We start from the raw sequence: 26,386 nt of genomic DNA on the forward strand, positions 1-26,386 counted from the left end.
ATGTCCAAGGTCCAGCTGCAAACGAATCACGGCGCCATCGTCATCGAACTCGACGCCGACAAGGCGCCCAAGACGGTGGAGAACTTCCTGTCCTATGTCCGCAAGGGCCACTACGACAACACGATCTTCCACCGCGTCATCAAGAACTTCATGATCCAGGGCGGCGGCTTCGAGCCCGGCATGAAGCAGAAGCCGACCGACGACCCGATCGACAACGAGGCCGGCAATGGCCTGAAGAACGATCGCTACACCGTGGCGATGGCGCGCACCAACGCGCCGCACTCCGCCACCGCGCAGTTCTTCATCAACGTGGTCGACAACGACTTCCTGAACTTCACGTCGCCGACGCCGCAGGGCTTCGGCTATGCGGTGTTCGGCAAGGTCGTCGAAGGCACCGATGTGGTCGACAAGATCAAGGGCGTGCGTACCGGCAGCGCCGGCTTTCATCAGGACGTGCCGCTCGAGGACGTCGTGATCGAGAAGGCGGTGGTGCTCGAGTAATCGTGCGCCGAGTCTTCGCGGCACATCGTCCCGCACGGCGCGTGCTGCCTCTTTGCGGCACAGCGCGCGCCATTGACGGCGGCATGCCCTCGCCCATGGAAATCGTTCCGGATCGATGAGCCCCGCCGCCAGCACGCCGGCTGCCTCCGTCCTCGCGGTGGAGGCGCCGGCGTGGTTCATTTCCGACCTGCATCTGACCCCGGGGATGCCGCGCACGCTGGCGGCATTCGAGCGCGTGCTCGAACGCGCCGCCGAACAGGCGCGCACGCTATTCATCCTCGGCGACTTCTTCGAATTCTGGATCGGCGACGAGGAGAGCGAGGCACCGTTTCCGCGCGCCGTCGCCGCGGCGCTGGCGCGCCTGTCAGCGCGCGGCGTGCCCGTCTATCTGATGCACGGCAATCGTGACTTCCTGCTGGGTCCTCGCTTTGCCCGCGAGGCCGGCGCCACGCTGCTGCCCGACCCGACCGTGATCGACTGCGCCGGCCACCGCCTGGTGCTGACTCACGGCGACATGCTTTGCACCGACGACACGCGCTATATGCGCTTCCGGCACTGGACCCGCAAAGCCTGGATCCAGCGGCTGTTCCTGGCGCTGCCGCTGTCGTGGCGGCTGGGCATCGCGCGCAAGCTGCGCAGCGACAGCGAGGCCGGCCGCCAGCGGCCCGGGCCGCCGCGCGACTACGGCGATGTCGCGCCGGCCGCGGTGGCGGCGCTGCTGCGCGACAGCGGCACGGCGGCGATGGTGCATGGCCACACGCACCGCCCGGCCCGGCATGACGAGCCGCATGGCCTGCGCTGGGTACTGACCGATTGGGATCTCGATGGCGCGCATCCGCGCGCGGCGGCATTGCAGCTCGATGCCGAGGGCTTTCGCGAGCTGCCGCAGCTGGACTGAGCCATCAGGGCAAGACGGAGGTCCTGCCCTGTTCGCTTGATGCGATCGCGCTACTTCATCAGCTTGCGCAGCTCGCTGGCATCGAAGCGATCGTTGGGCGTGTTCTCCAGATGCTCGCCGAGCCGGTCCAACGCGGCCTGCACCGCCTCGAGCTTTTCCTGCTGGCTCGCCGCATGGTCGATCAGGCTTTTCAGCGCCAGCGACACCGGATCGTCGGCATTCGGTGTGATGCCGTAAGCCGAGAACTCCTGCCGTGCGCCCTGCTGCGAAGGCGGTGCGTCGGGCAGGACGATGCGGGCCGGCACGCCGACCGCGGTCGCGCCCGGCGGCACCGGCTTGAGCACCACGGCATTGGAGCCGACGCGCGCGCCATCGCCGATGGTGAAGCCGCCCAGCACCTTGGCGCCGGCGCTGACGACCACGCCGGTGCCCAGCGTCGGATGCCGCTTCTGTCCCTTGTACAGCGAGGTGCCGCCCAGCGTCACGCCCTGATAGATCGTGCAGTCGTCGCCGATCTCGGCGGTCTCGCCGATCACCACGCCCATGCCGTGATCGATGAACACGCGCCGGCCCATCTTCACCGCCGGATGGATCTCGATGCCGGTCAGGAAACGCGACCAGTGCGAGATCCAGCGGCCCAGCCAGTGCATCCCTGCATTCCAGCAGGCGTGCGCGAAGCGGTGGAACACCACGGCATGCAGGCCCGGATAACACGTCAGCACCTCCAGCCGGCTGCGCGCGGCGGGGTCGCGCTGCATGATGGTGTCGATATCTTCCTTGAGGCGAGAGAACATCTTGGTCGTGTGCGATTGCCCCGCCGTGCCGCGCGCCATCGGAGCGCGCATGCCGCCGGGGTCGTGTCCGGGCAATGCCCTGGGGAAAACGGAAGCAGGGAGTGTAAGAGATTTGGCACCCTGATGCCGTCATGGGCATCGGGCGCCGCACCTGCCCCGCCGCTACGTCGACACGCGCGGGAGCAGCCCGGGCGTGCGCGGCGCGGGCGTCAACATCGCTCGCGATGGAAGGCGTGAGGAGCGTCGGTGCCCAGGGAAGAGGCGGCGATTCGCGCCAATGTCATGTCTCCGTGGTGTTGCCACTGCGGTCGCTATTGCGGTCGCTGTTGCGGTCGCCGCCGCGCGGTCCGCGTCCGGCCAGTGTCATCTGCTTGGCGATGCCGCGCAGCAGATTGACTTCCTCCTGCTCCAGCCCGCTGCGCGCGAACAGCCGCCGCAGCCGCGGCATCAGCTTCTTCGGATGGGCCGGATCCAGAAAGCCGATCGCCTCCAGGCCCTGCTGCAGATGCACGAACATCGCCTCGATCTGCTCGGCCGTGGCGGCCTGCCCAGCATAGCCGATATCGCTCGGCACCGCCGCGCGCTCCTGCAGCAGCGCCAGCCGCATCTCGTAGGCGATCAGCTGCACCGCCTGGGCCAGGTTCAGCGAGGCGTAGGCCGGATTGGCGGGGATATGGGTCACCACCGAGCAGCGATCGACGGCCTCGTTGGGCAGGCCGAAGCGCTCGTTGCCGAAGACGAACGCGATATCGGCCGGCTCGGCGGTTTCCGCTTCGATGCCGGACGCGCCGGCCAGCAAGTGCTCGCTGGCCTTTGCCGTCGCCTCGCGCGGCAGCAGCCGCGGTGGCCCGAACTCGCGCTGGCGCGCGGTCATCGCGACGGTATAAGACGCGCCGGCCAGCGCCGCCTCCAGATCGTCGACCACAAGCGCGGCCCGCAGCACGTCGTCGGCACCGCTGGCCAGCGCGACGGCTTCCGGATGCTCGCGCACGGCCGGCTCCCGCGGCGACACCAGCACCAGCGTCCCGGGCCGGCCGCCGAAGCCCATGGTCTTGATGGCGCGCGCCACCGAGCCGACGTTGCCGGGATGGCTGGTCTCGACCAGCACGAAGCGCACGCGCGCGAACGCGGCGTCCAGGGCCTGCTGCGGGGCGCCCGGGGCCTCGTTTGCGTGCTTGCTCGTGTCCATTGACGGGTTCCTATACAATGCGGGGTTCAATTTATTTGGCGCGCCGCTCCGCCGCTCCGGCCGAGGCATCGATGCCGGCCAGCGCAGCCAGGGCCAGCGCGCCCGTTCTTCTACAATCCGTTGTGTTGTCCGCCGGGAGCCGCGCGCGCCATGCCGTCCGCAGCGCTGCCCGCTTTCCGGCGTCCTGGAGAGATTCATGCATCCGATGCTCAATATCGCCATCAAGGCCGCCCGCAAGGCCGGTTCCATCATCAACCGCGCGTCGATGGACGTGGATCTCCTGCGTGTTTCGCGCAAGCAGCACAACGATTTCGTCACCGAGGTCGACCGCGCCGCCGAGGCCGCGATCATCGAGATCATCCGCACGGCGTACCCGGAACACGGCATTCTAGCGGAAGAGTCCGGCCAGTCCTGGCGCGAGGGCGAGGAAGGCCACGAGTACACCTGGGTCATCGACCCGCTCGACGGCACCACCAATTTCATCCACGGCTTCCCGCAATACTGCGTGTCGATCGCGCAGATGCACAAGGGTTCGCCGGTGCAGGCGGTGGTCTACGACCCGACCCGCGACGAGCTGTTCACCGCGACCAAGGGCGCCGGCGCCTTCCTGAACAACCGCCGCATCCGCGTCAGCCGCCGCGACAAGCTGGCCGACTGCCTGATCGGCACCGGCTTCCCCTTCCGTGACCTGGATGGCCTCGAGGCCTATGTGGAAGTGTTCGCGCTGATGACGCAGAACTGCGCCGGCCTGCGCCGGCCCGGCGCCGCCGCGCTGGACCTGGCCTACGTCGCCTGCGGCCGGCTGGACGGCTTCTTCGAGACCGGGCTGAAGCCCTGGGACATGGCGGCCGGCATGCTGCTCATCACCGAAGCCGGCGGCCTGGTCGGCAACTACGCCGGCGAAGCGCGCCAGCTCGAACAGGGCGAGGTGCTGGCCGGCAACCCGAAGGCATTCGCGCAGATGGTGCGCCTGCTGACGCCGTATTCGCTGGACAACGGCGGGCCAGCGGCCTGAGGGGTCGGCCCCGGGATGAACCGGGGCGCTAACCATCCCTCACAGTTTTTCACCCAACTCCTCTCCGTACCGGGCCGCAACGCGCAGTAAAATGCGCGTTTGCGTGCGACGCCCACGGCCTCGCGCACGCTCCGAACCCGGCCGCTGCCCGTCTGCAGCGGCCCGCCGAGAGGATTGCATGTCCGAAGACCTGCCAACTACCGCGGCCGCCAGCGCATCGGCTGGTACCACGGAAAAACACACGCCGATGATGGCGCAGTATTTGCGCATCAAGGCCGACCATCCGGACACCCTGCTCTTCTACCGGATGGGCGATTTCTACGAGCTGTTCCACGACGACGCCGAGAAGGCCGCGCGGCTGCTCGATATCACGCTGACCGCGCGCGGCAGCTCCAATGGCGTGCCGATCCGCATGGCCGGCATTCCGTTCCATTCGGTCGATCAATATCTGGCCAAGCTCGTCAAGCTGGGCGAGTCGGTGGCGATCTGCGAGCAGATCGGCGATCCGGCCACCAGCAAGGGCCCGGTCGAGCGCAAGGTGGTCCGGATCGTCACGCCCGGCACGCTGACCGATGCGGCGCTGCTGCCGGACAAGGCCGATACCTTCCTGATGGCGGTGCACCAGCAAACGATGCGGCGCGGCGTCAGCAAGACCGGGCTGGCCTGGCTCAACCTCGCCAGCGGCGAACTGCGGCTGATGGAATGCGAGGCGGCACAACTGGCGCGCGAGCTGGAGCGCATCCGCCCCGCCGAGCTGCTGCACACCGATGGCATCGAACTGCCGGCGCATCCGTGCGCGCGCACCCGCTTGCCCGAGTGGCACTTCGACCAGGATGCCGGCGCGCGTCGCCTGCGCGAGCAACTGGGTGTCGCCAGTCTCGATCCGTTCGGCTGCCGCCCGCTGGGCGCGGCGCTCGGCGCGGCCGGCGCGCTGCTGAACTATGCGGCCAGCACGCAGGGCCAGTCGCTGCGCCATGTGCAGGGCGTCACGGTCGAACACGAAACCGAATTCGTTGGCCTGGACACCGCCACGCGCCGCAATCTCGAGCTGACCGAGACGCTGCGCGGCGGCGAAGCGCCGACGCTGTTCTCGCTGCTCGATACCTGCGCCACCGCCATGGGAAGCCGGCTGCTGCGCCATTGGCTGCACCATCCGTTGCGCGAACGCGCGATTCCTCAGGCACGGCAGCAGGCCATCGGCGCGCTGCTGGCGCAGGACCTCGACACGCTGCGCGCGCGGCTGCGCCGGCTCGCCGACGTCGAGCGCATCACCGCCCGGCTGGCGCTGCTGAGCGCGCGTCCGCGCGACCTGTCGTCGCTACGCGATACGCTGGCGGCGCTGCCCGACGTGCAGGCCTGCGTGACCCCGGACGACACCGCCCCGCTGCTGGCGCAGACGCTGGCGGAGCTGGCGGTACCGCAGGACTGCCTGGACCTGCTGGCGCGCGCGATCGCACCGGAGCCGTCGACGGCGGTGCGCGATGGCGGCGTGATCGCCCGCGGCTACGACGCCGAGCTCGACGAGCTGCGCGATATCTCCGAGAACTGCGGGCAGTTCCTGATCGACCTGGAAGCGCGCGAACGTACCCGCACCGGCATCGCCAATCTGCGGGTCGAATACAACCGCGTGCATGGCTTCTATATCGAGGTCACCAACGGCCAGGCCGACAAGGTGCCCGACGACTATCGCCGGCGCCAGACGCTGAAGAACGCCGAGCGCTATATCACGCCGGAGCTGAAGGCCTTCGAGGACAAGGCGCTGTCGGCGCAGGACCGTGCGCTGGCGCGCGAGAAGCAGCTGTACGAAGGTCTGCTGCAACTGCTGCTGCCGCATATCGGCGAGCTGCGCCGGGTGGCGGCGGCGCTGTCGCGGCTGGACGTGCTGGCCGCGCTGGGCGAACGGGCGCGCACGCTGGACTGGTCGTGCCCCGAGCGCGTCGACGAGAACGTGATCGACATCGTGCAGGGCCGTCATCCGGTGGTCGAGGGTCAGCTGGCCGCGGAGTCGACGCCGTTCATCGCCAACGACTGCCAGCTGACCGAGGCGCGCAAGCTGCTGCTGATCACCGGCCCCAACATGGGCGGCAAGTCGACCTTCATGCGCCAGACCGCGCTGATCGTGCTGCTGGCCTGCGTTGGCGCCTATGTGCCGGCGCGGCGCGCGACGGTCGGGCCGATCGACCGGATCTTCACGCGCATCGGCGCCGCCGACGACCTGGCCGGCGGCCGCTCGACCTTCATGGTCGAGATGACCGAGGCCGCCGCGATCCTGCACAACGCGACGCCGCACAGCCTGGTGCTGATGGACGAGATCGGCCGCGGCACATCGACCTTCGACGGCCTGGCACTGGCATGGGCGATCGCCCGCCATCTGCTCGCGCACAACCGCAGCCACACGCTGTTCGCCACGCACTATTTCGAGCTGACACAGCTGCCGCAGGAATTTCCGCAGGCGGCCAACGTGCATCTGTCCGCGGTCGAGCATGGCGACGGCATCGTCTTCCTGCACGCGGTGCAGGACGGCCCGGCCAGCCAGAGTTACGGCCTGCAGGTCGCGCAACTGGCAGGCGTGCCGCAACCGGTCATCCGCGCCGCGCGCAAGCATCTGGCCTGGCTCGAGCAGCAATCGACCGACGCCACGCCGACGCCGCAGCTGGATCTGTTCGCGGCGCCGGCGGTGCCCACGGCTGACGATGACGATGTCCGCGACGATGGCGCCTCCGCTTCCGTTGCGCCGGCCAACGATGCGCTGAACGAGGCCATGCGCGATCTCGATCCCGACAGCATGACGCCGCGGCAAGCGCTCGACGCCTTGTATCGACTGAAGGCGCTGGCCGAGGAATCCGGTCAGCCGGCATGACGATGGCAAGCGTGCGCCGCCGGGCCCTGTCGTGCCGACCGCTGCTGGCCATTGCGATGGCGGCGGCGCTGCTGGGCGCGTGGTGCACGCAGAGCGCCGCCGCCGTGCAGCCGGTCGCCGCCAAATCGCAGGCAGCCGACGGCAAGGCCGACGGCAAAGGCGGCAAGGCTGTCGACTCGCGACTGGTCCGCATCGCACTGATCGCCGACCTGCCCCAATGGCCCGACGCCGAGGCGCCGACGCAGCAACTGCTGGACAACCTCGCGCAGCGCAAGCTCGCCTTCGTGATCCATGCCGGCGGCATCAAGGGCGATACCGAGTCGTGCGCCGATGCAATGCTGGCCGGCCGGCTGGGGCTGCTCGATCTGTCGCCGCTGCCGCTGATCTATATCCCGGGCGAAACCGACTGGGCAGAGTGTGAGCAGGCGGTCAACGGCAGCTTCGATCCCGACGAGCGGCTGGCGCGGCTGCGCGAGCTGGCCTTTCCGGACGACGATTCGCTGGGCCAGCGCAAGCTCCGGCTGATCCGGCAATCGGATCAGGCCAAGTTCCGCAGCTATCGCGAGAACGTTCGGTGGACCGCGGGCAAGGTGCTGCTGGTCGGCATGAACGTGCCCGACGACAACAACCACTATCGCACCGAGGCCGGCCGCAACGGCGAATTCGAGGATCGCCGCGAAGCCAACCGGCAATGGCTCGCGCGCGCGTTCTCGGTCGCCGAACAGGAATCGCTCGAGGGCATCGTGCTGGTGATCCACGGCGATCCGCTGTTTGGCAACGGCTGGGAGAAGCGCGGCAAGCCCACGCTGCTCGACGGATTCCTGCGCCATCGCAAGCGCGACGGCTATCTTGAATTCAAGCGGCAGTTGCGCGAGCTGGTCAGCGACTATCGCGGGCAGGTGCTGCTGATCCACAGCAGCATCGGCGGCTTCGGCATCGATACGCCGCTGCGCGATGCGAAGGGCAAGACGATCCGCAGCTTCACGCGCGTCGCGCTGCCGGTGGGCTCGCCGAAGCAATGGACCGAGCTGACGATCTCGCCCGATTCGCGTTCGCTGTTCTCGGTCGCGCTGCAGGACGGCGCGGGCAAGAACTAGCGCGGAAACCTCGTCCCCCGGAAAGCGAAAAAGCCGGCAATGCCGGCTTTTCCGTTCGATGGATCCATATGCCGATCAGTGCAGCGTGCGCGGGCCGTCGTCGTCCTCGTCTTCGTCGACCACCTCGATGCCCGACGCGCCGTGCGCGTGGCCGTGCTCCACTTCTTCGGCGGTCGCTTCGCGGACCTCGGAGACCTTCAGCCAGAAACGCAGCGCCATGCCGGCCAGCGGATGATTGCCGTCGAGCACCACCTTGTCCTCGGCGACATCGGTAACGGTATAGATCACCGAATCCTCTTCGTCACCGTCTTCGGGCACGCCTTCGAACTGCATGCCGACTTCCAGCGGCTCGGGAAAACGATCGCGCGGCTCGACCTTGACCAGTTCGGCGTCGTAGTCGCCGAAGGCATCCTCGGGCTCGAGCTGCAACTGCGTCTCGAAGCCTGCGGCATGACCGTCGAGTGCTTCCTCGATCTTGGGGAACGTGCCATCATAGCCGCCGTGCAAGTAGACCATCGGCTCATCCGATTCTTCGATCAGATTGCCCTGCGCATCCGACAGCTTGTACACCACGGACACAACCGTGTTCTTCGCGATTTTCAATTCTTCACTCCATGAACGATTCCGCATTATACGCGCAGGCCCTGCCCCGCGGCCCGGTGGATCCGGATGCGCCACTTCAGCTGCTCGGGGGCATGACGCCCGCCGCATTCATGCGTGATATCTGGCACCGCAAACCCCTGCTGGTTCGACAAGCCATCCCTGATATCGTGCCCCCAGTCTCGCGGGAAGCGCTTTTCGAGCTGGCCGACCGCGACGACGTCGAGTCGCGGCTGGTCACCCACTTCCGCAACCGCTGGAAACTGGCGCACGGCCCCTTTGCCGCCGACAACCTGCCGCCCGCCAAGGCGCGCCAATGGACGCTGCTGGTCCAGGGCGTGAACCTCCACAATAGCGCGGCGGCCGCGCTGATGGGGCAATTCCGCTTCATTCCCGATGCACGCCTGGACGATGTGATGGTCAGCTATGCCACCGACGGCGGCGGTGTCGGTCCGCACTTCGACTCCTATGACGTGTTCCTGCTGCAAGTTTCGGGCCGGCGCCACTGGCGCATCTCGTCGCAGGACCGGCTCGAACTGGTGCCCGATCTTCCATTAAAGATACTGGCCGAATTCGAAGCGGAACAGGAGTTCGTGCTGGAGCCGGGCGACATGCTGTACCTGCCGCCGCAATACGCCCACGATGGCGTCGCCGACGGCGAGTGCATGACTTGCTCGATCGGCTTCCGCGCGCCGGCCTATCGAGAGCTGGCGGGCCATTTTCTGGCGTGGCTGTCGGAAACCGTGGAAGACAACGAAGCGTTGTCCGGGCGTTATGCCGATCCCGGTCAGGCGGCCACTTCGCGCCCCGCGCAACTGCCGGCGGATCTCGCCCGCGCCGTTGCGCAACGGCTGCAGGCGTTGCGCTGGTCCAATGACATGGTGTCCGAGTTTATCGGCACCCATCTGTCCGAACCGAAGCCCGGCGTGGAGTTCGCCGAGGTTCCGCAAATCGCCGCCGGAAAATACGCGAAACTGGCCAGAACGCACGGCATTGTGTTGGCGCCGGCTTCGATCGCGCTATACGACCGCAGCCATTTCTTCCTCAATGGCGAGGCCTACGAGGTGCCGGGCGAGCTGGCCGGCTGGCTGCGCCGGCTGGCCGATCGACGCCATTTGACCGCCGCCGAGGTCGCGCAATGCGCCGACCTGCCCGAGTTGATGGAGACTTTTCACCATTGGACGCTGGAGGGCTGGCTGCAGCTGGCACCGGCTGCGATGTAATAATGCGTAACAGTGTGGTCAGCAAATGACGCCGCTACACAAGCCGGGAAAACGTGGATATAATCGCCAGCTGGCTCGTACTGTGGACCAAAGCAATTACGGCACCGGGGAGAGCCATTAAATTGAAGTTCACGAGCGATAATTACCGGTAATTATTCATCGCCTGTTTTTCTTTCTATTACAAGTTAAAGGACGAACAATGAAGAAGTCTCTCCTGATCGCTTCCCTGCTGGCTGCTGTTGCCGTGGCCGCTTGCGGCAAGAAGGAAGAAGCCGCTCCCGCAGCTGACACCGCTGCTCCGGCTGCTACCGCTCCGGCTACCGAAGCTTCGGCTCCGGCTGCTGACACCGCTGCTGCTCCGGCTGCCGACGCTTCGGCCCCGGCTGCTGACGCTTCGGCTCCGGCCGCTGACGCTTCGGCTGCGGAAGCCAAGTAAGCGTTCGCCCGAACGAAAAAACCGGCCTTCGGGCCGGTTTTTTTTATGGGCGCTCGCCGGGCCGCGCCGCCGCGGCCGGCTAGCCCCTTGGTCTGATCGCGTCAGATCGATCCCTTCACCGCCTGCCAGCCCAAGCCCTCGTACTGGTCCGCGACCAGAATATCGTCGGGACCCGCGCCGAGCGCCGCCGCCAGCGCGCCGGTCGCCAACGCCGGCGTGTTGTTCTGCTGGCTCAGATGGGCCGCAACCACGCGGCCGAGGCCGCTGTGCGCGACGCGCGCCAGGATCGCCGCGGCCACCTCGTTGGCCAGATGGCCGAAGTCGCCGCCGATGCGCCGTTTCAGCGAAGGCGGATACACCGAGTTGCGCAGCATCTCGCGGTCGTGATTGCACTCGAGCACCAGCGCATCGACGCCCGCCAGACGGGCCACCAGATAAGGCGTCTCCATTCCCGCGTCGGTCAGCACGCCAAGCCGTGCATCGCCATCGGACAGCACGAACTGCACCGGCTCGCGCGCATCGTGGGGCACCGTGTAGGGCAATACCTGCAGATTGCCGATCTCGAACGTGTAGTCGGCGCCGATCACGCGCACATCGGCCTTGTCGGCACCGCGCAGATGCGAGGTCGCAAGCCAGGTGCCATGCGTGGTGAAGACCGGCAGCCCATGCCGCGCGGCAAAGGCATAGGCCGAGCCGACATGGTCGCCGTGCTCGTGCGTGACCAGCACCGCGTCGAGCCCGTCCGGGGTCACGCCAAGCCGCTCGAGCCGCCGCGCGGTCTCGCGCAGGCCGAAGCCGCAGTCGAGCAGCACGCGGGTCACGCTGGCGCCATCGCGGGCTTCGATCAGCAGCGAATTGCCTTCGCTGCCGCTGCCCAGAAAGCCGAACCGCATCATCGCCGCGCCCGCCCCATGCCGGGGCGGACCACGGCGGCGCGCCGATCCAGCATCGCAGGTCCGCTCAATGCAGCGCGCAAGGCGGCGCTCAATGCAGCTGCTCGTCGAGCAGCGTCAGGATGCGCTTGGCGATCTCGGTCGACTCCGGCTGCCCGGCGTCGTTCAGCACGGTGACGGTGGTGCCCGAACCGCTGCCCTTCAGCGCGACGCGATACTTCTTGGCCTGGCGCGCGGCATCGCCGCCGCTGCGCGTGAACAGCTTGGAGAAGAAGCCCCGATTGTCGTTGACCGTGTCACGGGTATCGACATAGCGGACGTAGTACAGGCCCTGGCCGCGGTCGCGGTCTTCGACCGTGAAGTTGACGCGGTCCAGCGCGAGGCCGACCGAGCGCCAGGCGCGGTCGAACGGCTCGGGCAGCTGCAGTGCCTGCGCGCCGTTGACCTGCGTCAGATAGCTGGCCGAAGCCGCCGCGGCCGCGGTCTTGCCGGCGCCGGCGTCGGCCGGCGCGGCCGGCTTGGCGGCGCCAGCCGGTGCGGGCAGCGTGCCGTTCTTGGCCATGCGGTCGGCCTGTTCCTTCTGCACGCCCAGGCGCTGCGCCAGGCGCGACAGGAATTCGGCCTCCAGTTCGGGATCGGCCGCGCGGGGCGTCCACACCGTCTGCGACTTGTCCAGGCCGGTCAGCTCTTCCTTGGCGCCGCGATGGCTGATGAAGACTTCGAGGTTGCCGTTCTGGCCCTTCTCGACGCGGCTGCGGAACTTGTCGCGCTCCGAGGTCGAGTACAGGCTGTCGAACACCTTGCCGATCGTGTTGCGGATGAAGTCCTGCGGAATCTTGGCGCGGTTCTCGGCCCAGTCGGTTTCCATGATGCCGGTCTCGGGCGAGTCCTGCACCAGCAGGAAGCCGTTCTCCTGCCAGAACTCGCGCATGGTCTGCCACAGCTGATCCGGCGCCATGCCGTTGCTGATGACCAGCCAGCGCTGGTTGCCGTCGCGCTCGACGCGGATGCCTTCCGCCGACGGCAGCACGTTGGTGCCGGCGACCTTGGGCTGGGTGCTGGTGGCCTGCTGGTAGCCCGACAACGTCGTACCGGCCTGCTCGGGGACCGAATAACGGCGGTCGCCGTCGAGCTTGGTCAGGTCCGGCGGCACCTCGAGCGTCGAGGTCCGCTTGGCGGCGGCGGCCGACTTGTAGTCGATCTTGTCGGCCTGCATCATGTCGTTGACGGTGCTGCAGCCAGCGATCATGCCGAAGGCGAGCAGCGGCAAGACCAGGGCGGCACGGCGGCCTTGCGGCACGCCATGGCGGTTAAGCTTGAGTTTCATTGACACGCAATCCTAGTGAAGGGAATGACCGCTTGGCGCGAAAGAAAAATCGGAACGATCAGGCGAGCAGCCCGGCGCCGGCCAGCGCGCGGCGCACGGTCTCGTGGTGGTCGGACGACAGCGGCGTCAGCGGCAGGCGGATGCCGCCGGCCATCTTGCCCATCTGCTGCAACGCCCACTTGACAGGGATCGGGTTGGCCTCGATGAACAACGCCTTGTTCAGCGCGATCAATTCCATATGGAGGCGGCGGGCCGTGATCGCATCGCCCTTGAGCGCGGCGACGCACAGCTCGTGCATCTTGCGCGGGGCCACGTTGGCGGTCACCGAGATATTGCCGTGGCCGCCCAGCAGCATCAGCGCCACCGCGGTGGGATCGTCGCCGCTGTAGATCGCGAAGCCTTCCGGCGCGTCCTTGATCAACTGGGCCGCGCGGTCGATATTGCCGGTGGCCTCCTTGACGCCGACGATGCCCGGCACCTGCGCAAGGCGCAGGATGGTGTCGTTGCTCATGTCGGCGACGGTACGTCCCGGCACGTTGTACAGCAGCACCGGCAGGTCGACCGCTTCCGCGATCGTGCGGAAATGCCGGACCATCCCTTCCTGCGTCGGCTTGTTGTAGTACGGCACGACCTGCAGCGACGCATCGGCGCCAACCTGCTTGGCGAACGCGGTCAGTTCGATCGCCTCGCGCGTCGAGTTGCCGCCGGTCCCGGCGATGATGGGGATGCGCCCGGCGGCCTGCTCGACCGCGACCCGGATCAGCTCGCAATGCTCCTCGACCGACACGGTAGGCGATTCCCCCGTGGTACCGACGATCACGATGCCATCGGTGCCCTCGGCGACGTGCCAGTCGATCAGGCTGCGCAGCGCGGGGTAATCCAGGCTGCCGTCCTCCTGCATCGGCGTCACGATGGCGACGATGCTGCCGGTAATCTGTGTCATAGGTCGTATGGTTTTCGAGATTTCGAATAGCGGGATTGTACCGGATACGAATTGGCCGCCGAAGCACACCGGCAATCCCTGCCTACCCGGGCAAACACCAAGTGGATCAACGCATTGACCCGCTTGTGCGCCGACATGGCGGCCACGTCGCGCCGCGCGATCAGCCGTCCAGGCGATAGCGTGGCGGGGCCGCCGCTCCGGCGCCTTCCAGTGCCTCGCGCACGGCGCACATGCGCTGTACGAACGCCGTCCGCGGCACTTCGATGACGCCGTCCTCGTAGGCGATCACCCGCAGGCGGCCGCGCACCGCATCGAGCAATTCGCCGGGCCGCAGCAGGAAATCGGGGTTGGACGGCTTGCCGACCGTCTCGTTCCCCGCTGCGAACGTCTCGTAGACCAGCACGCCGCCGGGCGCCAGCGCATCGAGCAGATGCGGCCACAGCGGGCGATGCAGATAGTTGGTGACGATCACCGCGTCGAACGGCGCCTCGTCGCCGAGCGGCCAGGCGCCCTGCTCCAGGTCGGCCTGGCGCGTTCGGACGGCCGGCGGCAGGCCGGCCAGCGCGGCGCCATCGCGATCGACGCCAAGCACCGCGAAGCCGCGCTCGGCCAGCCAGCGCGCATGGCGCCCGCTGCCGCAGGCGAGATCCAGCACGCGGCCGCCGGCGCGCAGCAACGGCGTCCAGCGCACCACCCACGGCGACGGCTCGCCGATCGCGGCATGCGGCGCACCGACAGCCAGGGACGGAGGCACGGACGGCGGCATGGACGGCGGCAGCGAGCCCATCAGCGGTATCCCAGCCCCATCGCCTCGCGCACCTCGCGCATGGTCTCCTGCGCGACCGCGCTGGCCTTCGCGCAGCCGTGGTCGACGATGTCGCGCAGCAGGGCCGGATTGTCCATGTACGGCTGCGCGCGCTCGAGCATCGGCTGCTGCTCGCGCAGGATGCCCTCGATCACCGGCTGCTTGCATTCGATGCAGCCGATGCCGGCGCTGCGGCAGCCCTTGAGCACCCACTCTTTGGTCGGCTCGTCGGAATAGACCTGGTGCAGCTGCCATACCGGGCAGCGCGCCGGCTCGCCCGGATCGGTGCGGCGCACGCGCGCCGGGTCGGTCGGCATCGTGCGGACCTTCTTCTCGACCGACTCCTTGTCCTCGCGCATGCGGATCGTGTTGCCGTAGGACTTCGACATCTTCTGGCCGTCGAGCCCGGGCATCCGCGAGGCCGCCGTCAGCAGCGCCTGCGGCTCGACCAGGATGGTCTTGCGCGAGCCCGCCAGATAGCCCAGCAGCAGTTCGCGATCGTCATTGGACAGGCTCTGCGATTGCGCGACCAGCGCGCGGCCCTCTTCCAGCGCACTGTCGGTGCCCTGCTCCTGGAAGGTCTTGCGCAGGTCGAGGAACACGCGGGTACGCTTGCCGCCGAGCTTTTTCGCGGCCTCCTGCGCCTTCTCCTCGAAACCGGGCTGTCGGCCATACAGGAAGTTGAAGCGGCGCGCGATCTCGCGCGTGATCTCGACGTGCGGCACCTGGTCCTCGCCCACCGGCACCTTGTCGGCGCGGTAGATCAGGATGTCGGCCGCCTGCAGCAGCGGATAGCCGAGGAAGCCGTAGGTCGCCAGGTCCTTGTCCTTCAGTTTCTCGATCTGGTCCTTGTAGGTCGGCACGCGCTCGAGCCAGCCCAGCGGCGTGCCCATCGACAGCAGCGTGAACAGCTCGGCGTGCTCGGGCACGCGGCTCTGGATGAACAGCGTCGCCTGCTCCGGATCGACGCCGGCGGCGAGCCAGTCGGTCAGCATCTCCCAGACCGATTGGCCGATCACCTCGGGCGACTCGTAGTGCGTCGTCAGCGCGTGCCAGTCGGCCACGAAGAAGAAGCACGGGTGCTCCGACTGCAGCTTGACCCAGTTTTTCAGCACGCCATGGTAGTGGCCAAGATGCAGCGCGCCGGTAGGCCGCATGCCGGAGAGAACGCGATCGGGGAACATGTCGTTGTAATCAGTCTTTCAGGAAATCAATGCACCAGCGTCATTGCAGCGTCATTGCAGCGTCATTGCAGCGTCATTGCACCAGTGCCAGGATCGGCGCCAGCAGCAGCTGGACCAGCGAGCCGAGCAGGCTCATCACCGGCTGCATCCAGACCCGCGTGATCACGCCGGCGGCGACCAGCGCCAGCACGACGAAGATGCCGTACGGCTCGATCTTCGACAGCGCGTACGCCATCCGCTGCGGCAGCAAGGCGCTGAGCACGCGCCCGCCGTCGAGCGGCGGAATCGGGAACAGGTTGAACGCCGCCACCACCAGGTTGACCAGCACGCCGGCGCGGGCCATCTGCGCGAAGAACGGCTCGTCCACCTGCGCCAGCACCAGGCCCAGCGCGATCAGCGCCCAGGCGAATGCCTGCACCAGGTTCGCGCCGGGGCCTGCCAGCGCCACCCACATGCTGTGCCAGCGCGGATTGCGCAGCCGGCCGAAGGCGACCGGCACCGGCTTGGCATAGCCGAACACGAACTGGCCGCTGGTGACCAGGTACAGCAGCAGCGGCACGGCGATGGTGCCGATCGGATCGATATGGCGCACCGGGTTCAGGCTGACCCGGCCGAGGATATAGGCGGTGTTGTCACCGAAATGCTTGGCCACATAGCCATGCGCGGCCTCGTGCAGCGTGATGGCGAACAGCACGGGCAGCGCGTAGACCGCGAAGGTCTGAATCAGAGAGGCGTCCATGGGGCGCTATTGTAACGGCGGGCACCGCTCGCCACGCCGATTCGTCGGGCGCGTCGCGCGCGCGGGGTGGCGCGAGGCGCCCAGCGGCAACACGCCGCGCTCACAGCCCGAAGCGGGCGACATCGCCACGTCCGGCGCGTACCAGCACCGGTTCGCCGCTGGTCAGGTCGATCACCGTACAGGCATGCGCGGGCGCGGTGCCGCCGCAGATCACCAGGTCGAGCTGCTTCTGCAGGCGTTCGCGGATCTCCAGCGGATCGTCCAGCGGCGCGGCGTCGCCGGGCAGCTGCAGCGTCGCGCTGATGATCGGCTGGCCCAGTTCGTTCAGCAGCGCCTGCGGGATGGCGTGGTCGGGCACGCGCACGCCGATCGTCTTGCGGGCCGGATGCGACAGCCGCCGCGGCACCTCCTTGGTGGCCTCGAGGATGAATACATAGGGCCCCGGCGTGGCGCCCTTGATCCAGCGGTACTGGCGGTTGTCGACCCGGGCGAAGTTGCCGAGTTCGGACAGGTCGCGGCACATCAGCGTCAGGTGGTGCTTGTCGTCGATGCCGCGCAGCCGGCGCAGGCGCTCCACCGCCGCCTTGTCGTCGAGCCGGCAGGCCAGCGCATAGCTCGAATCGGTCGGCAGCGCGATCAGCCCGCCCTTGCCGACGATCTGGGCGGCCTGCTTGATCAGCCGCGATTGCGGATCGAGCGGATGGATATCGAAGAACTGCGACATGGCGCGAGCGGGCGGCTTACCAGTCGTGCCAGACCGGCGTCAGCGACGACGGCAGCGGCGGCAGCGTGCCGATCTCGACGCGTCCCTCGCCCGGCCCATGGAAGTCCGAGCCGCGCGAGGCCAGCAGCCCGTAGTGGCGCGCGACGTCGGCATAGCGGCGGTACTGGTCCGGCGTATGGCTGCCGGTCACGACCTCGACGGCGCCGCCGCCAAGCGCGGTGAACTCGTCGAACAGCGCGTCGTGCTGCGTATCGGTGTAGTCGTAGCGGCCGGGATGCGCCATCACGGCAATGCCGCCGGCGGCGCGGATCCATTTGACCGCCTCGCCGAGCGTGGCCCAGCGATGGCCGACATAGCCGGGCCGCCCTTCGGTCAGGTAGCGGTCGAACACCTCGGCGATATTGCCGCAGATGCCCTCGTCCACCATCCAGCGGGCAAAGTGCGTGCGCGAGATCAGGTCCGGGTTGCCGACATAGCGCAGCGCGCCTTCGTAGGCGCCCTCGATGCCGACCGCGCGCAGTGCCTCGCCGATGTCCTGCGCGCGGCGGGCCCGGCCCGAGCGCGTCGCGGTCAGGCCGTCGATCAGTTCGGGGCACAGCGGATCGATCTGCAGGCCGACGATGTGCACCGTCTGGCCGGCCCAGGTCACCGAGATCTCGACGCCGGGCACATAGCGCATGCCCAGCGCCTCGGCGGTCTCGCGCGCGATCAGCTGGCCGCCCAGTTCGTCATGGTCGGTCAGCGACCAGATTTCGACGCCGTTCGCGTGCGCCCGCTCGGCGACGACCGCGGGCGGCAGCGTGCCGTCCGAGATGGTCGAGTGGCAATGCAGGTCGGCGTTGATGGCGTGGGAGGCGGCGTGGGAAGCGTGCATTCCGTCATTCTACTCCCGCGCCTTCGCCGCCCGCAGAGCCGAGGGCAGCCCCCCGGCGCAGGCCGCGCAAAGCCATGCCGCCAACGGTGGCGTAGCCGGAAGCGCGGCGGGGCCGGGGTATAGTGGACGCCTCCCCAGTCTCTTCGCGCCGCGTGCCGTCATCGCGCGCGCCGACCGCAACGATCCGATCATGCAGAACTCCCGCCCGGCCTCCCCCTCCCACGACGCTTCCTCTCCCGCTGCAACGCATGCCGAGCCGGTCCGCACCGACGTGCTGATCGTCGGCGCCGGACCGGTCGGCCTGTTCGCCGCGTTCCAGGCCAGGGTGCTGGGCCTGCAATGCGAGATCATCGATGTGCTGGACCGCGCCGGCGGCCAGTGCACCGAGCTCTATCCCGAGAAGCCGATCTACGACATTCCTGCGGTGCCGGGCTGCCTGGCCCAGGAACTGGTCGACCGGCTGCTGGAGCAATGCGCGCCGTTTGCCGTGCCGATGCATTTCGGCCAGCGCGCCGAGGGCGTGCAGGAGCTGCCGGGCGAGCCGCAGCGGCTGCTGGTCGCCACCGACGCCGGCAAGCGTTTCGACGTCGCCGCGGTACTGATCTGCGCCGGCGCCGGCGCCTTCGCCCCGCAGCGCGTCTCGCTGCCTGAGGCGGCCCCGCTCGAGGGCCGGCATTTGCACTATGCGGTACGCGACGTGTCGCGCTTCGCCGGCAAGCGCGTGATCGTCGCCGGCGGCGGCGACTCGGCGCTGGACTGGGCGCTGGCGCTGCGCAAGGTGGCCGCGCGCGTCACGCTGCTGCATCGGCGCGAAGGCTTCCGCGCGGCCGACCATACCGTCGCCGAGATGCGCGCCGCGGTGGCGGCCGGCGAGATGGATTTTGTCGTCGGCATGCTGGGCGCGCTGCAGACCGAGGGCGACACGCTGGTCGCTGCGCAGGTACGCACGCGCGAGGACACGCTGACGCTGCCGGCCGACGAACTGGTCGCGCTGTACGGCCTGGTGTCCGAACCGGGCCCGATCGCGCATTGGGACCTCGACATGCGCGCCGGCCGCATCCTGGTCGATACGACGACCTACGAAAGCTCGCGCCGCGGCATCTTTGCCGCCGGCGATATCGCGTTCTATCCGAACAAGCAGAAGCTGATCCTGTCCGGCTTCCACGAGGCCGCGCTGGCGCTGCGCCGCGCCTATCACTACGCCTTCCCGGACAAGGCGCTGGTCCACGTGCATACCAGCAACAACGCCGCGCTGAAGGAGGCGCTGACGCACGGCGCGGACTGAAATCCTGAGGTCTTGAGGCCCTGACGCCCGCCGCGCGGGCTCAACCGCAGAACGACTCGATCAGCGCGGCAACCGCCTCGGGCTGGTCGTGATGCAGCATGTGGCCGGCGTCGTCGACGATCACCTCGCGGAAGTCGCGGAACGCGGCAAAGCGCTGCTTGAATTCCGCGATGCTCTGCTTGTGGGCGATATGGCGCAGCGTCTCGGAGTCGCGCGCCTCGACATGCAGCACGGGCGCGGTCGCCGCGGCCCAGATCGCCATCGCCTCGTCGACCCGATACAGCACCGGATTGATCATCTTGTGCGCGGGGTCGCCGAGAATCTCCCAGTGGCCCGCTTCGTTGCGGCGCGACCAGTGTTCGGCAAGAAACGCCGCGCGATCGTCGCGCAGCCGCGGATTGGTCTTCTTCAGCCGCGCCGCGACCGCCTCGACGCTGTCGTAGGTCTTCAGCGTCGGCGGTTCACGCAATTCGTCGAGCCAGCGGGCAAAGCGCCGCGGCGCCTGTTCCGGCCGCGTGGCGGTCATGCCAAAACCTTCCAGGTCCACCACGCGGCGCACCCGCTCCGGACGCACGCCGGCGTAGAAACACGCGATGTTCGCGCCCATGCTGTGGCCGACCAGGTCGACCGCGCCGTCGGGCTGATAGTGGTCGAGCAGGACCTCGAGATCGGCCAGATAGTCGGGAAACCAGTACGAGGCCGTGCCCGGATGGCGGGTCGGCCAACCGCTGCCGCCGAAGCCGCGCCAGTCCGGCGCGATCGCATGCCAGCGGCCGCGCAGCGCGTCGACCAGGAACTGGAACGAGGCCGCCACGTCCATCCAGCCATGCAGCAGGAACAGCTTCGGCGCGCCGGGTTCGCCCCAGTGGCGCACGTGGTAATCGAGGCCACGCACCGTGATACATTCGGAGCGCGATGTGTCGCGGATCGTCATGGTCTGCCCTGTCCCGCCTGTCGGCTGTTTGGTTGCGGCGATGGCTCTGCCGGTCGTGATGGTCGTGATGGTTGTGGTGAAGCCCGCCATCCCGGAGCCAGAAAATCGAACGCTCGTTCGATTTACCGCGATTGTAGCCACAAGCACGTCCGCGACGCCAGCCAGCATGCCAACAAACGCCGCGGCGCCCCAACGCCCGGCACACAAGAAAAGAACGGAGACCACCATGGCCGCACCCTCGCTGCCGGACAGCCGGCGCGACGACTATTCCGCGCTCTACCGCGAATTCCGCTGGCACGTTCCCGAATACTTCAATCTCGCCGAAGCCTGCTGCGGCCGTTGGGCGCGCGACCCCGCCACGCGCGACCGGATCGCCGTCCATGCCGAGCACGAGGACGGCCGGCGCGCCGCGCACCGCTACGGCGAGATCCAGCGCGACGCCAACCGGCTGTCGCACGCGCTGCGTGCGCTCGGGGTCCGGCGCGGCGACCGCGTCGCCATCGTGCTGCCGCAGCGGATCGAGACCGTGGTCGCCCATATGGCGGTCTACCAGCTCGGCGCGATTGCAATGCCGCTGTCGATGCTGTTCGGCCCCGAGGCGCTGGGCTATCGGCTGCAGCACAGCGAGGCCTGCGTGGCGATCGCGGACGAGACCTCGATCGACAATCTGCTGGCCGCGCGCGGCGACTGCCCGGCGCTGCAGGCGGTCATTGCCGTCGGCGACGCGGCCGGCCGGGGCGACCGCGACTGGGACGCGGCGCTGGCGGACCAGGCCGACGACTTCACGGCCGAGCGGACCAAGGCCGACGAGGCCGCTGTGCTGATCTACACCAGCGGCACCACCGGTCCGCCCAAGGGCGCGCTGCTGCCGCACCGCGCGCTGATCGGCAACCTGACCGGCTTCGTCTGCTCGCAGAACTGGTATCCGCGCGAGGACGATGTGTTCTGGAGTCCCGCCGACTGGGCCTGGACCGGCGGACTTTGGGACGCGCTGATGCCGGCGCTGTATTTCGGCAAGTCGATCGTCGGCTATCAGGGCCGCTTCTCGCCCGAGGTCGCGTTCGGGCTGATGGAGCGCTACCGCGTCACCAACACCTTCCTGTTCCCGACCGCGCTCAAGCAGATGATGAAGGCCTGCCCCGCCCCGCGCGAGCGCTATGACATCCGCCTGCGCGCGCTGATGAGCGCGGGCGAGGCGGTCGGCCAGACGGTGTTCGACTGGTGCCGCGAGGCCTTCGGCGTGATCGTCAACGAAATGTTCGGCCAGACCGAGATCAACTACATCGTCGGCAACTGCACGGCGCAATACGACGACGGGCAGCTCGGCTGGCCGGCGCGGCCTGGCTCGATGGGACGGCCCTACCCGGGCCACCGCGTCGCCGTGGTCGACGAAGAAGGCCGCCCCTGCCCGCCCGGCGAGGACGGCGAGGTCGCGGTCTGCACCACCGACATCCACGGCCATCCCGATCCGGTGTTCTTCCTCGGCTACTGGAAGAACGAGGCGGCCACCGAGGGCAAGTTTGTCGAACACGACGGCCTGCGCTGGTGCCGCACCGGCGATCTGGCCCGCGTCGATGAAAACGGCTACCTGTGGTACCAGGGGCGCGCCGACGACGTCTTCAAGTCCTCGGGCTACCGGATCGGACCCAGCGAGATCGAGAACTGCCTGCTCAAGCATCCGGCGGTGTCGAACTGCGCGGTGGTGCCGTCGCCGGACCCCGAGCGCGGTGCCATCGTCAAGGCGTTCATCGTGCTGACGGCGGGCGTGCAGCGCTCGGCCGAGGCCGAGGCCGCGCTGGTCGCCGAATTGCAGCAGCATGTGCGCGGTCAGCTGGCGCCGTACGAGTACCCGAAGGCCATCGCCTTCATCGACCAGCTGCCGATGACCACCACCGGCAAGATCCAGCGCCGCGTGCTGCGGCTGCAGGAGGAAGAGGCGGCGCGCCAGCGAGCAAACGGCGGCGAGCGCGCCGGAACTCAGCGCGTCGGCAACGCCTAGAAGAGGAACGCCTGGACGGTCAGCCGGCGCTGCCGGTCAGCCAGGCCAGCTCGTCCTCGTCGAAGCCGGCCGCGCGGCGCGCCGCCAGATTGAACGGCGGCCGCAGCCGCGGCGCCTGGTGGCGGTCGGCCAGTTCGGCGTAGGTGGTAACCGGGTCCAACCCGCGCTGCGCACAAAGCCAGCGATACCAGCGGTTGCCGATCGCCACGTGGCCGACCTCGTCGCGCAGGATGATGTCGATGATGGCCGCGGCCTCGGCATCGCCGGCGTCGGCCAGGCGGGTGCGGACCACCGGCGAGGCGTCCAACCCGCGCGCCTCCAGCGTGCGCGGCACCAGCGCCATGCGCGCCAGCACGTCGCCGGCGGTGCGATCCGCCATCTCCCACAGGCTGTTGTGCGCCGGGAAATCGCCGTAGGCGAAGCCCAGCTGGCGCAGGTGCGCGGCCAGCAGCGTGAAGTGCAGCGCCTCCTCGTCGGCGACCTGCAGCCAGTCGCGGTAATACGCCGGCGGCATGCCGGCGAAGCGCCAGACCGCGTCGAGCGCCAGGTTGATGGCGTTGAACTCGATATGCGCGAGCGCGTGGATCAGTACCGCGCGTCCCGCCGGGTCCTGCAGCGAGCGACGGCGCTCGACCTTCTGCGGCGGCACCAGCTCGGGGCGTGCCGGGCGCCCGGGCACCGGGCAGACGGCCTCGAGTTCCAGGCCGGCGCCGATGGCGTCGTCGGGGGCCTCCAATGCGGTAGCGCGCAGTCGGCGGGCGGCCGCCGCCTTGGCAGCAGGATCGCGCTCGGCCAGCACGGCGAGCGCGCAGTGGCGCAGCGAAAGCGGCGCAGAGGTCGCACCTGGGTCGTTCGGCCCCGGCGTAGCGTGGTTCGGGGCGGGTTCGGCAGCGTCAGCGGGCATGGGCGTAAAATCCGGTCTGGCCGCCATTGTAGAGCCCTGCCGGCACCGTCCGGCCGCACGGCCCACCGCCGTCCATGGGCACCGCCGCGGCGCTTGCGCCCTGCCCTGCCTGTCGTCCGGCCCGGCAAGCGCTGCAACGGCACGCGGTCACGCCCTTTAAGGCACGGCGGCCATCCCCATCTACAAACGAACCCCGTACAGGAGACCTCATGCCGCTTTACCAGCTCGGCGATACCGCCCCTTCCATCGATGCCGACGCCTACGTGGCCGCAGAAGCCACCGTGATCGGCAACGTGACGCTCAAGGCGCGGGCCAGCGTCTGGCCGGGCGCGGTGATCCGGGGCGACAACGAGCCCATCGTGCTCGGCGAAGCGACCAACGTCCAGGAAGGCGCCGTGCTGCACACCGATCCGGGCTGCCCGCTGACGATCGGCGACCGCGTCACCATCGGCCACCAGGCCATGCTGCATGGCTGCACGATCGGCGAAGGCGCGCTGATCGGCATCCAGGCGGTGGTGCTGAACCGAGCGGTGATCGGCAAGGAATGCCTGGTCGGCGCCGGCGCCATCGTCACCGAAGGCAAGGTGTTCCCCGATCGCACGCTGATCCTGGGCGCCCCGGCCAAGGCGGTACGCGAGCTGAGCGACGAGGAAGTGGCCGGCCTGTACCGCAACACCGACACGTACGCGGCACGCCAGGCCGTCTACAAGACCGAATTGAAACGCATCGGCTGAGCCCACGCGCCGGCCGATCCCACCGATGGATGATCGTGACTGAAACCCAAACCCCGGACACCCTGCAGAAGTTCCTGTTCGACGCCGCCCCGGTGCGCGGCCAGCTGGTGCGGCTGCAATCGACCTGGCAGGAAGCGCTGCAGCGCCACCACTATCCGGCGCCGGTCCGCCGGCTGCTCGGCGAGATGATGGCCGCCGCGGCGCTGCTGTCGGCCAACCTGAAGTTCAACGGCGCGCTGGTGATGCAGTTGCATGGCGACGGGCCGGTGCGGATGCTGGTGGTCGAATGCCTGTCCGACCTGTCGCTGCGCGGCACCGCCAAGCTGGCCGAAGGCGTCGAGATCGCCGACGATGCCACGCTGGCCGAACTGGTCAATCAGCATGGCCAGGGCCGCTTTGCCATCACGCTGGACCCGCACGACAAGCTGCCGGGCCAGCAGCCCTACCAGGGCATCGTGCCGCTGGCCGACGCCCACGGACCGCTGGGTTCGATCAGCGCCGTGCTCGAGCACTACATGCAGGCCTCGGAGCAGCTCGACACGCGGCTGTGGCTGGCCGCCGACGACCGCGTCGCCGCCGGCATGCTGCTGCAGAAGCTGCCCTCCTACGGCGGCACGATGGAAGGCAAGCCCGGCCGGCCGCCCGCGCAGGTCGGCGAGACCGGCGCGCCGCTGTCGGCTCATGGCCGCGCCCAGGATCTCGACACCTGGGACCGCGCCTGCCAGCTCGGCGCCACGCTGAAGACCGAGGAACTGCTGGCCGAGCAGCCCGATACGCTGCTGCGGCGGCTGTTCTGGGAGGATCTGCAGGATGCCGGGCTGCGCGTGTTCGAACCGGGCACGCCGCACTTCCGTTGCTCGTGCTCGCGCACCAAGGTGGCCAACATGCTGCAGTCGCTGGGCCAGGCCGAGGTCGACGACATCGTGGCCGAGCGCGGCTCGGTCGAGATCCATTGCGACTTCTGCGGCCAGGAGTACCGCTTCGACCCGGTCGACTGCGCACAGTTGTTCAGCGGCGCCGCGATGCCGGCGGGTGTCGGCGAGGGCGCCGGGCATCGGCACTGAGCTGCACTGAGTTGCCCTGAGCGGCGGCACTGAGCGCGACCGCGCCAGCCTCACCCGTTCCTCGGATGTTCTCCCTCTCCCCCTCAGGGGGAGAGGGTTGGGGAGAGGAGGTGGTTTCAAGCCCCACCGCCATATTCACCGCCGCTGCCCTCTCCCCCGCCCCTCTCCCGCAAGCGGGAGAGGGGAGAAACCCTGCAGTACGCCGGCGCCGCCCCCCTCTCCCGCAAGCGGGAGGGGAGAAACCCTGCAGTGCGCCGACGCCGCCCCCTCTCCCGCAAGCGGGAGGGGAGAAACCCTGCAGTGCGCCGACGCCGCCCCCCTCTCCCGCAAGCGGGAGGGGGAGAAACCTTGCAGTGCGCCGGCGCCGCCCCGCCTCTCTCCCGCAAGCGGGAGAGAGGAGAAACCCTGCAGTGCGCCGGCGCCGCAAACTTTGTGCGCTCACTAAAATCAAAGACAACAAAGTCTTACCGACACCCGCGCACCGCCTGGAGGTCATCATGCCGGCCATCCCTTCGTCGATCCGTCTTGCATTGCTGGCCGCGCCGCTGCTGGCCGCGGGATGCGCCGCCAATCTGCCCCGCGACATCAACGGTTCGCCGCCCATCGCCCGGCTGGCGCCGGATGCCGGCTCGCGCGGCCCGGCCGCGCCGCTCAGTGCCGAGGAACGCAAGCGCCTCGACACGCTGGACAAGCAGGTGCTGCGCGAACAGGAAGCCGCGATCGCGCGCGATCAGCAGGCCCAGGCATGGGCGCGCGCGTCGACCTACGCCTATCCGGCGTATCCGCTGTCGAGCTGGAGTCTGTACTACGGGGGATGGGGCCGCGGCCGCTGGGGCGGCGGGGTCAGCATCGGCTCGCCCGGCTATTGGGGCTGGGGCGGCTATCCGTACTGGTGGTGGTAAAGCGGCTGGCGTGAGCGCCGAGCCGGCGCCAGCCTGGCGCTCCTTCGCGCGGTGGTGACTTAGCGCCCGCCGGAGGCTGGCTTCGTCGCCGGAGGCGGCGGCAGCGGCGGCGTGGCGCTGACCTTGGGGGCCGGCGCGACGAACTGGATGAACACCTCGCCGTCCTTGACCATGCCGAGCTCGTAGCGCGCCCGTTCCTCGACCGCGCCGGTGCCGTCCTGCAGGTCCAGCACCTCGCCCTCGAGCTTGGCGTTGCGGCGCTTCAGCTGTTCGTTGCGGGCGGTCTGCTCGCCGACCTGCTTGTTCAATTCCCACACGCGCAACCAGCCGCCCTTGCCCAGCCACAGGGGGTACTGGATCGCGAGCAGCACCACGAACAACAGCAGCGTAATCAGGCGCATGGGCAGTTAGAGATCGGACGACTTGGCGGTGGCGGCGCTTGCGCGAGGGGCGCGGCGGCCG

26 protein-coding genes are annotated in these 26,386 nt (G+C 68.7%); 12 read left to right on the top strand and 14 right to left on the bottom strand.

Features of this window, described 5'->3' with window-relative positions:
- Both M1D55_RS18950 and M1D55_RS18955 read left to right on the top strand, forming a co-directional pair.
- Nucleotides 1-501 carry a peptidylprolyl isomerase gene (locus M1D55_RS18950; RefSeq protein ID WP_023264649.1) on the top strand — a complete coding sequence of 167 codons (501 nt, stop codon included), beginning with the start codon at nt 1-3 and terminating at the stop codon, nt 499-501.
- Between the two features lie 115 nt (nt 502-616).
- Nucleotides 617-1,399 (top strand): UDP-2,3-diacylglucosamine diphosphatase, encoded by a 783-nt coding sequence (locus M1D55_RS18955; RefSeq protein ID WP_456281550.1) that lies wholly within the window; start codon nt 617-619, stop codon nt 1,397-1,399.
- A gap of 50 nt (nt 1,400-1,449) precedes the next feature.
- On the opposite strand, the gene cysE is transcribed toward M1D55_RS18955, so the two are convergent.
- Entirely contained in the window at nt 1,450-2,193 is a 744-nt protein-coding gene (gene cysE / locus M1D55_RS18960; RefSeq protein WP_456282737.1) for a serine O-acetyltransferase, read from the bottom strand.
- A gap of 280 nt (nt 2,194-2,473) precedes the next feature.
- On the bottom strand, nt 2,474-3,382 hold the full coding sequence (locus M1D55_RS18965; protein ID WP_456281551.1) for an RNA methyltransferase: 909 nt from the start codon (nt 3,380-3,382) through the stop codon (nt 2,474-2,476).
- Nucleotides 3,383-3,578: 196 nt separating this feature from the next.
- Between M1D55_RS18965 and M1D55_RS18970 the strand changes: the two genes are divergently transcribed.
- The 3 genes from M1D55_RS18970 to M1D55_RS18980 all read left to right on the top strand — a co-directional run bounded on the left by M1D55_RS18970 (nt 3,579) and on the right by M1D55_RS18980 (nt 8,354).
- Nucleotides 3,579-4,397: an inositol monophosphatase family protein gene (locus M1D55_RS18970; protein WP_456281552.1), complete on the top strand. Its 819-nt coding sequence runs from the start codon at nt 3,579-3,581 to the stop codon at nt 4,395-4,397.
- 178 nt (nt 4,398-4,575) lie between these two features.
- Nucleotides 4,576-7,257, top strand: a complete 2,682-nt coding sequence (gene mutS, locus M1D55_RS18975) for a DNA mismatch repair protein MutS (RefSeq protein WP_456281553.1) — start codon at nt 4,576-4,578, stop codon at nt 7,255-7,257.
- Nucleotides 7,254-8,354, top strand: a complete 1,101-nt coding sequence (locus M1D55_RS18980; protein ID WP_456281554.1) for a hypothetical protein — start codon at nt 7,254-7,256, stop codon at nt 8,352-8,354. Before mutS ends, M1D55_RS18980 begins: the two co-directional genes overlap by 4 nt.
- 75 nt (nt 8,355-8,429) lie before the next feature.
- Here the strand turns inward: M1D55_RS18980 and M1D55_RS18985 are convergent, their stop codons facing one another.
- Nucleotides 8,430-8,957 (bottom strand): FKBP-type peptidyl-prolyl cis-trans isomerase, encoded by a 528-nt coding sequence (locus tag M1D55_RS18985; RefSeq protein WP_456281555.1) that lies wholly within the window; start codon nt 8,955-8,957, stop codon nt 8,430-8,432.
- A gap of 11 nt (nt 8,958-8,968) precedes the next feature.
- Between M1D55_RS18985 and M1D55_RS18990 the strand changes: the two genes are divergently transcribed.
- On the top strand, nt 8,969-10,177 hold the full coding sequence (locus M1D55_RS18990) for a cupin domain-containing protein (RefSeq protein WP_023263668.1): 1,209 nt from the start codon (nt 8,969-8,971) through the stop codon (nt 10,175-10,177).
- 199 nt (nt 10,178-10,376) lie between these two features.
- Nucleotides 10,377-10,613, top strand: a complete 237-nt coding sequence (locus M1D55_RS18995) for a hypothetical protein (protein WP_043437644.1) — start codon at nt 10,377-10,379, stop codon at nt 10,611-10,613.
- A gap of 101 nt (nt 10,614-10,714) precedes the next feature.
- Here the strand turns inward: M1D55_RS18995 and M1D55_RS19000 are convergent, their stop codons facing one another.
- The 8 genes from M1D55_RS19000 to M1D55_RS19035 form a co-directional block, all read right to left on the bottom strand.
- Entirely contained in the window at nt 10,715-11,509 is a 795-nt protein-coding gene (locus M1D55_RS19000) for an MBL fold metallo-hydrolase (RefSeq protein WP_456281556.1), read from the bottom strand.
- 88 nt (nt 11,510-11,597) lie between these two features.
- The gene (gene bamC / locus M1D55_RS19005) at nt 11,598-12,833 is read right to left on the bottom strand and encodes an outer membrane protein assembly factor BamC (protein WP_064573214.1); all 1,236 of its coding nucleotides are present in this window, start codon (nt 12,831-12,833) and stop codon (nt 11,598-11,600) included.
- A gap of 58 nt (nt 12,834-12,891) precedes the next feature.
- Complete coding sequence (gene dapA, locus M1D55_RS19010) at nt 12,892-13,776, bottom strand: 4-hydroxy-tetrahydrodipicolinate synthase (RefSeq protein WP_064573212.1); 885 nt, start codon at nt 13,774-13,776, stop codon at nt 12,892-12,894.
- Between the two features lie 160 nt (nt 13,777-13,936).
- Nucleotides 13,937-14,542: a class I SAM-dependent methyltransferase gene (locus M1D55_RS19015; RefSeq protein ID WP_456282738.1), complete on the bottom strand. Its 606-nt coding sequence runs from the start codon at nt 14,540-14,542 to the stop codon at nt 13,937-13,939.
- Between the two features lie 20 nt (nt 14,543-14,562).
- A complete protein-coding gene (locus M1D55_RS19020) occupies nt 14,563-15,765 on the bottom strand; it encodes a tryptophan--tRNA ligase (protein WP_456281557.1) in 1,203 nt (400 codons plus the stop codon).
- Nucleotides 15,766-15,838: 73 nt separating this feature from the next.
- Entirely contained in the window at nt 15,839-16,504 is a 666-nt protein-coding gene (locus M1D55_RS19025; RefSeq protein ID WP_006579093.1) for a site-2 protease family protein, read from the bottom strand.
- 100 nt (nt 16,505-16,604) lie between these two features.
- Complete coding sequence (locus M1D55_RS19030) at nt 16,605-17,228, bottom strand: L-threonylcarbamoyladenylate synthase (RefSeq protein ID WP_006579094.1); 624 nt, start codon at nt 17,226-17,228, stop codon at nt 16,605-16,607.
- Between the two features lie 16 nt (nt 17,229-17,244).
- Complete coding sequence (locus M1D55_RS19035; protein WP_456281558.1) at nt 17,245-18,102, bottom strand: 3',5'-nucleoside bisphosphate phosphatase; 858 nt, start codon at nt 18,100-18,102, stop codon at nt 17,245-17,247.
- A gap of 190 nt (nt 18,103-18,292) precedes the next feature.
- On the opposite strand from M1D55_RS19035, the gene M1D55_RS19040 reads away from it, so the two are divergent.
- Complete coding sequence (locus tag M1D55_RS19040) at nt 18,293-19,387, top strand: NAD(P)/FAD-dependent oxidoreductase (RefSeq protein ID WP_456281559.1); 1,095 nt, start codon at nt 18,293-18,295, stop codon at nt 19,385-19,387.
- A 40-nt stretch (nt 19,388-19,427) separates the two neighbouring features.
- Here M1D55_RS19040 and M1D55_RS19045 read toward each other — a convergent pair whose 3' ends face one another.
- Nucleotides 19,428-20,321, bottom strand: coding sequence for an alpha/beta fold hydrolase (locus M1D55_RS19045; protein WP_043437665.1), 894 nt, complete (start codon nt 20,319-20,321; stop codon nt 19,428-19,430).
- A 226-nt stretch (nt 20,322-20,547) separates the two neighbouring features.
- Here M1D55_RS19045 and M1D55_RS19050 point away from each other — a divergent pair, with 226 nt between their 5' ends.
- The gene (locus M1D55_RS19050; protein WP_456281560.1) at nt 20,548-22,320 is read left to right on the top strand and encodes an acyl-CoA synthetase; all 1,773 of its coding nucleotides are present in this window, start codon (nt 20,548-20,550) and stop codon (nt 22,318-22,320) included.
- Nucleotides 22,321-22,339: 19 nt separating this feature from the next.
- Here the strand turns inward: M1D55_RS19050 and M1D55_RS19055 are convergent, their stop codons facing one another.
- Nucleotides 22,340-23,251 carry a ferritin-like domain-containing protein gene (locus tag M1D55_RS19055; protein ID WP_456281561.1) on the bottom strand — a complete coding sequence of 304 codons (912 nt, stop codon included), beginning with the start codon at nt 23,249-23,251 and terminating at the stop codon, nt 22,340-22,342.
- 182 nt (nt 23,252-23,433) lie between these two features.
- On the opposite strand from M1D55_RS19055, the gene M1D55_RS19060 reads away from it, so the two are divergent.
- The 3 genes from M1D55_RS19060 (at nt 23,434) to M1D55_RS19070 (ending at nt 25,924) form a co-directional block, all read left to right on the top strand.
- Complete coding sequence (locus tag M1D55_RS19060; RefSeq protein WP_023263671.1) at nt 23,434-23,958, top strand: gamma carbonic anhydrase family protein; 525 nt, start codon at nt 23,434-23,436, stop codon at nt 23,956-23,958.
- A gap of 35 nt (nt 23,959-23,993) precedes the next feature.
- Nucleotides 23,994-25,022: an Hsp33 family molecular chaperone HslO gene (hslO, locus tag M1D55_RS19065; RefSeq protein ID WP_456281562.1), complete on the top strand. Its 1,029-nt coding sequence runs from the start codon at nt 23,994-23,996 to the stop codon at nt 25,020-25,022.
- Nucleotides 25,023-25,519: 497 nt separating this feature from the next.
- Nucleotides 25,520-25,924: a hypothetical protein gene (locus tag M1D55_RS19070; RefSeq protein WP_456281563.1), complete on the top strand. Its 405-nt coding sequence runs from the start codon at nt 25,520-25,522 to the stop codon at nt 25,922-25,924.
- A gap of 59 nt (nt 25,925-25,983) precedes the next feature.
- Here M1D55_RS19070 and ftsB read toward each other — a convergent pair whose 3' ends face one another.
- On the bottom strand, nt 25,984-26,325 hold the full coding sequence (ftsB, locus tag M1D55_RS19075; protein WP_006576076.1) for a cell division protein FtsB: 342 nt from the start codon (nt 26,323-26,325) through the stop codon (nt 25,984-25,986).
- Nucleotides 26,326-26,386 lie beyond the last annotated feature (61 nt).

The organism is Cupriavidus sp. JZ107 (genome assembly GCF_053903255.1).

Excerpts from the sequence above, each read along its gene's own strand:
- M1D55_RS18950 (WP_023264649.1), top strand. The coding sequence starts at position 1 with ATGTCCAAGGTCCAGCTGCAAACGAATCACGGCGCCATCGTCATCGAA.
- M1D55_RS18955 (WP_456281550.1), top strand. The coding sequence starts at position 617 with ATGAGCCCCGCCGCCAGCACGCCGGCTGCCTCCGTCCTCGCGGTGGAG.
- cysE (WP_456282737.1), bottom strand. The coding sequence starts at position 2,193 with ATGTTCTCTCGCCTCAAGGAAGATATCGACACCATCATGCAGCGCGAC.
- M1D55_RS18965 (WP_456281551.1), bottom strand. The coding sequence starts at position 3,382 with ATGGACACGAGCAAGCACGCAAACGAGGCCCCGGGCGCCCCGCAGCAG.
- M1D55_RS18970 (WP_456281552.1), top strand. The coding sequence starts at position 3,579 with ATGCATCCGATGCTCAATATCGCCATCAAGGCCGCCCGCAAGGCCGGT.
- mutS (WP_456281553.1), top strand. The coding sequence starts at position 4,576 with ATGTCCGAAGACCTGCCAACTACCGCGGCCGCCAGCGCATCGGCTGGT.
- M1D55_RS18980 (WP_456281554.1), top strand. The coding sequence starts at position 7,254 with ATGACGATGGCAAGCGTGCGCCGCCGGGCCCTGTCGTGCCGACCGCTG.
- M1D55_RS18990 (WP_023263668.1), top strand. The coding sequence starts at position 8,969 with ATGAACGATTCCGCATTATACGCGCAGGCCCTGCCCCGCGGCCCGGTG.
- M1D55_RS18995 (WP_043437644.1), top strand. The coding sequence starts at position 10,377 with ATGAAGAAGTCTCTCCTGATCGCTTCCCTGCTGGCTGCTGTTGCCGTG.
- M1D55_RS19000 (WP_456281556.1), bottom strand. The coding sequence starts at position 11,509 with ATGATGCGGTTCGGCTTTCTGGGCAGCGGCAGCGAAGGCAATTCGCTG.
- bamC (WP_064573214.1), bottom strand. The coding sequence starts at position 12,833 with ATGAAACTCAAGCTTAACCGCCATGGCGTGCCGCAAGGCCGCCGTGCC.
- dapA (WP_064573212.1), bottom strand. The coding sequence starts at position 13,776 with ATGACACAGATTACCGGCAGCATCGTCGCCATCGTGACGCCGATGCAG.
- M1D55_RS19015 (WP_456282738.1), bottom strand. The coding sequence starts at position 14,542 with ATGCCGCCGTCCGTGCCTCCGTCCCTGGCTGTCGGTGCGCCGCATGCC.
- M1D55_RS19020 (WP_456281557.1), bottom strand. The coding sequence starts at position 15,765 with ATGTTCCCCGATCGCGTTCTCTCCGGCATGCGGCCTACCGGCGCGCTG.
- M1D55_RS19025 (WP_006579093.1), bottom strand. The coding sequence starts at position 16,504 with ATGGACGCCTCTCTGATTCAGACCTTCGCGGTCTACGCGCTGCCCGTG.
- M1D55_RS19030 (WP_006579094.1), bottom strand. The coding sequence starts at position 17,228 with ATGTCGCAGTTCTTCGATATCCATCCGCTCGATCCGCAATCGCGGCTG.
- M1D55_RS19035 (WP_456281558.1), bottom strand. The coding sequence starts at position 18,102 with ATGCACGCTTCCCACGCCGCCTCCCACGCCATCAACGCCGACCTGCAT.
- M1D55_RS19040 (WP_456281559.1), top strand. The coding sequence starts at position 18,293 with ATGCAGAACTCCCGCCCGGCCTCCCCCTCCCACGACGCTTCCTCTCCC.
- M1D55_RS19045 (WP_043437665.1), bottom strand. The coding sequence starts at position 20,321 with ATGACGATCCGCGACACATCGCGCTCCGAATGTATCACGGTGCGTGGC.
- M1D55_RS19050 (WP_456281560.1), top strand. The coding sequence starts at position 20,548 with ATGGCCGCACCCTCGCTGCCGGACAGCCGGCGCGACGACTATTCCGCG.
- M1D55_RS19055 (WP_456281561.1), bottom strand. The coding sequence starts at position 23,251 with ATGGCGGCCAGACCGGATTTTACGCCCATGCCCGCTGACGCTGCCGAA.
- M1D55_RS19060 (WP_023263671.1), top strand. The coding sequence starts at position 23,434 with ATGCCGCTTTACCAGCTCGGCGATACCGCCCCTTCCATCGATGCCGAC.
- M1D55_RS19070 (WP_456281563.1), top strand. The coding sequence starts at position 25,520 with ATGCCGGCCATCCCTTCGTCGATCCGTCTTGCATTGCTGGCCGCGCCG.
- ftsB (WP_006576076.1), bottom strand. The coding sequence starts at position 26,325 with ATGCGCCTGATTACGCTGCTGTTGTTCGTGGTGCTGCTCGCGATCCAG.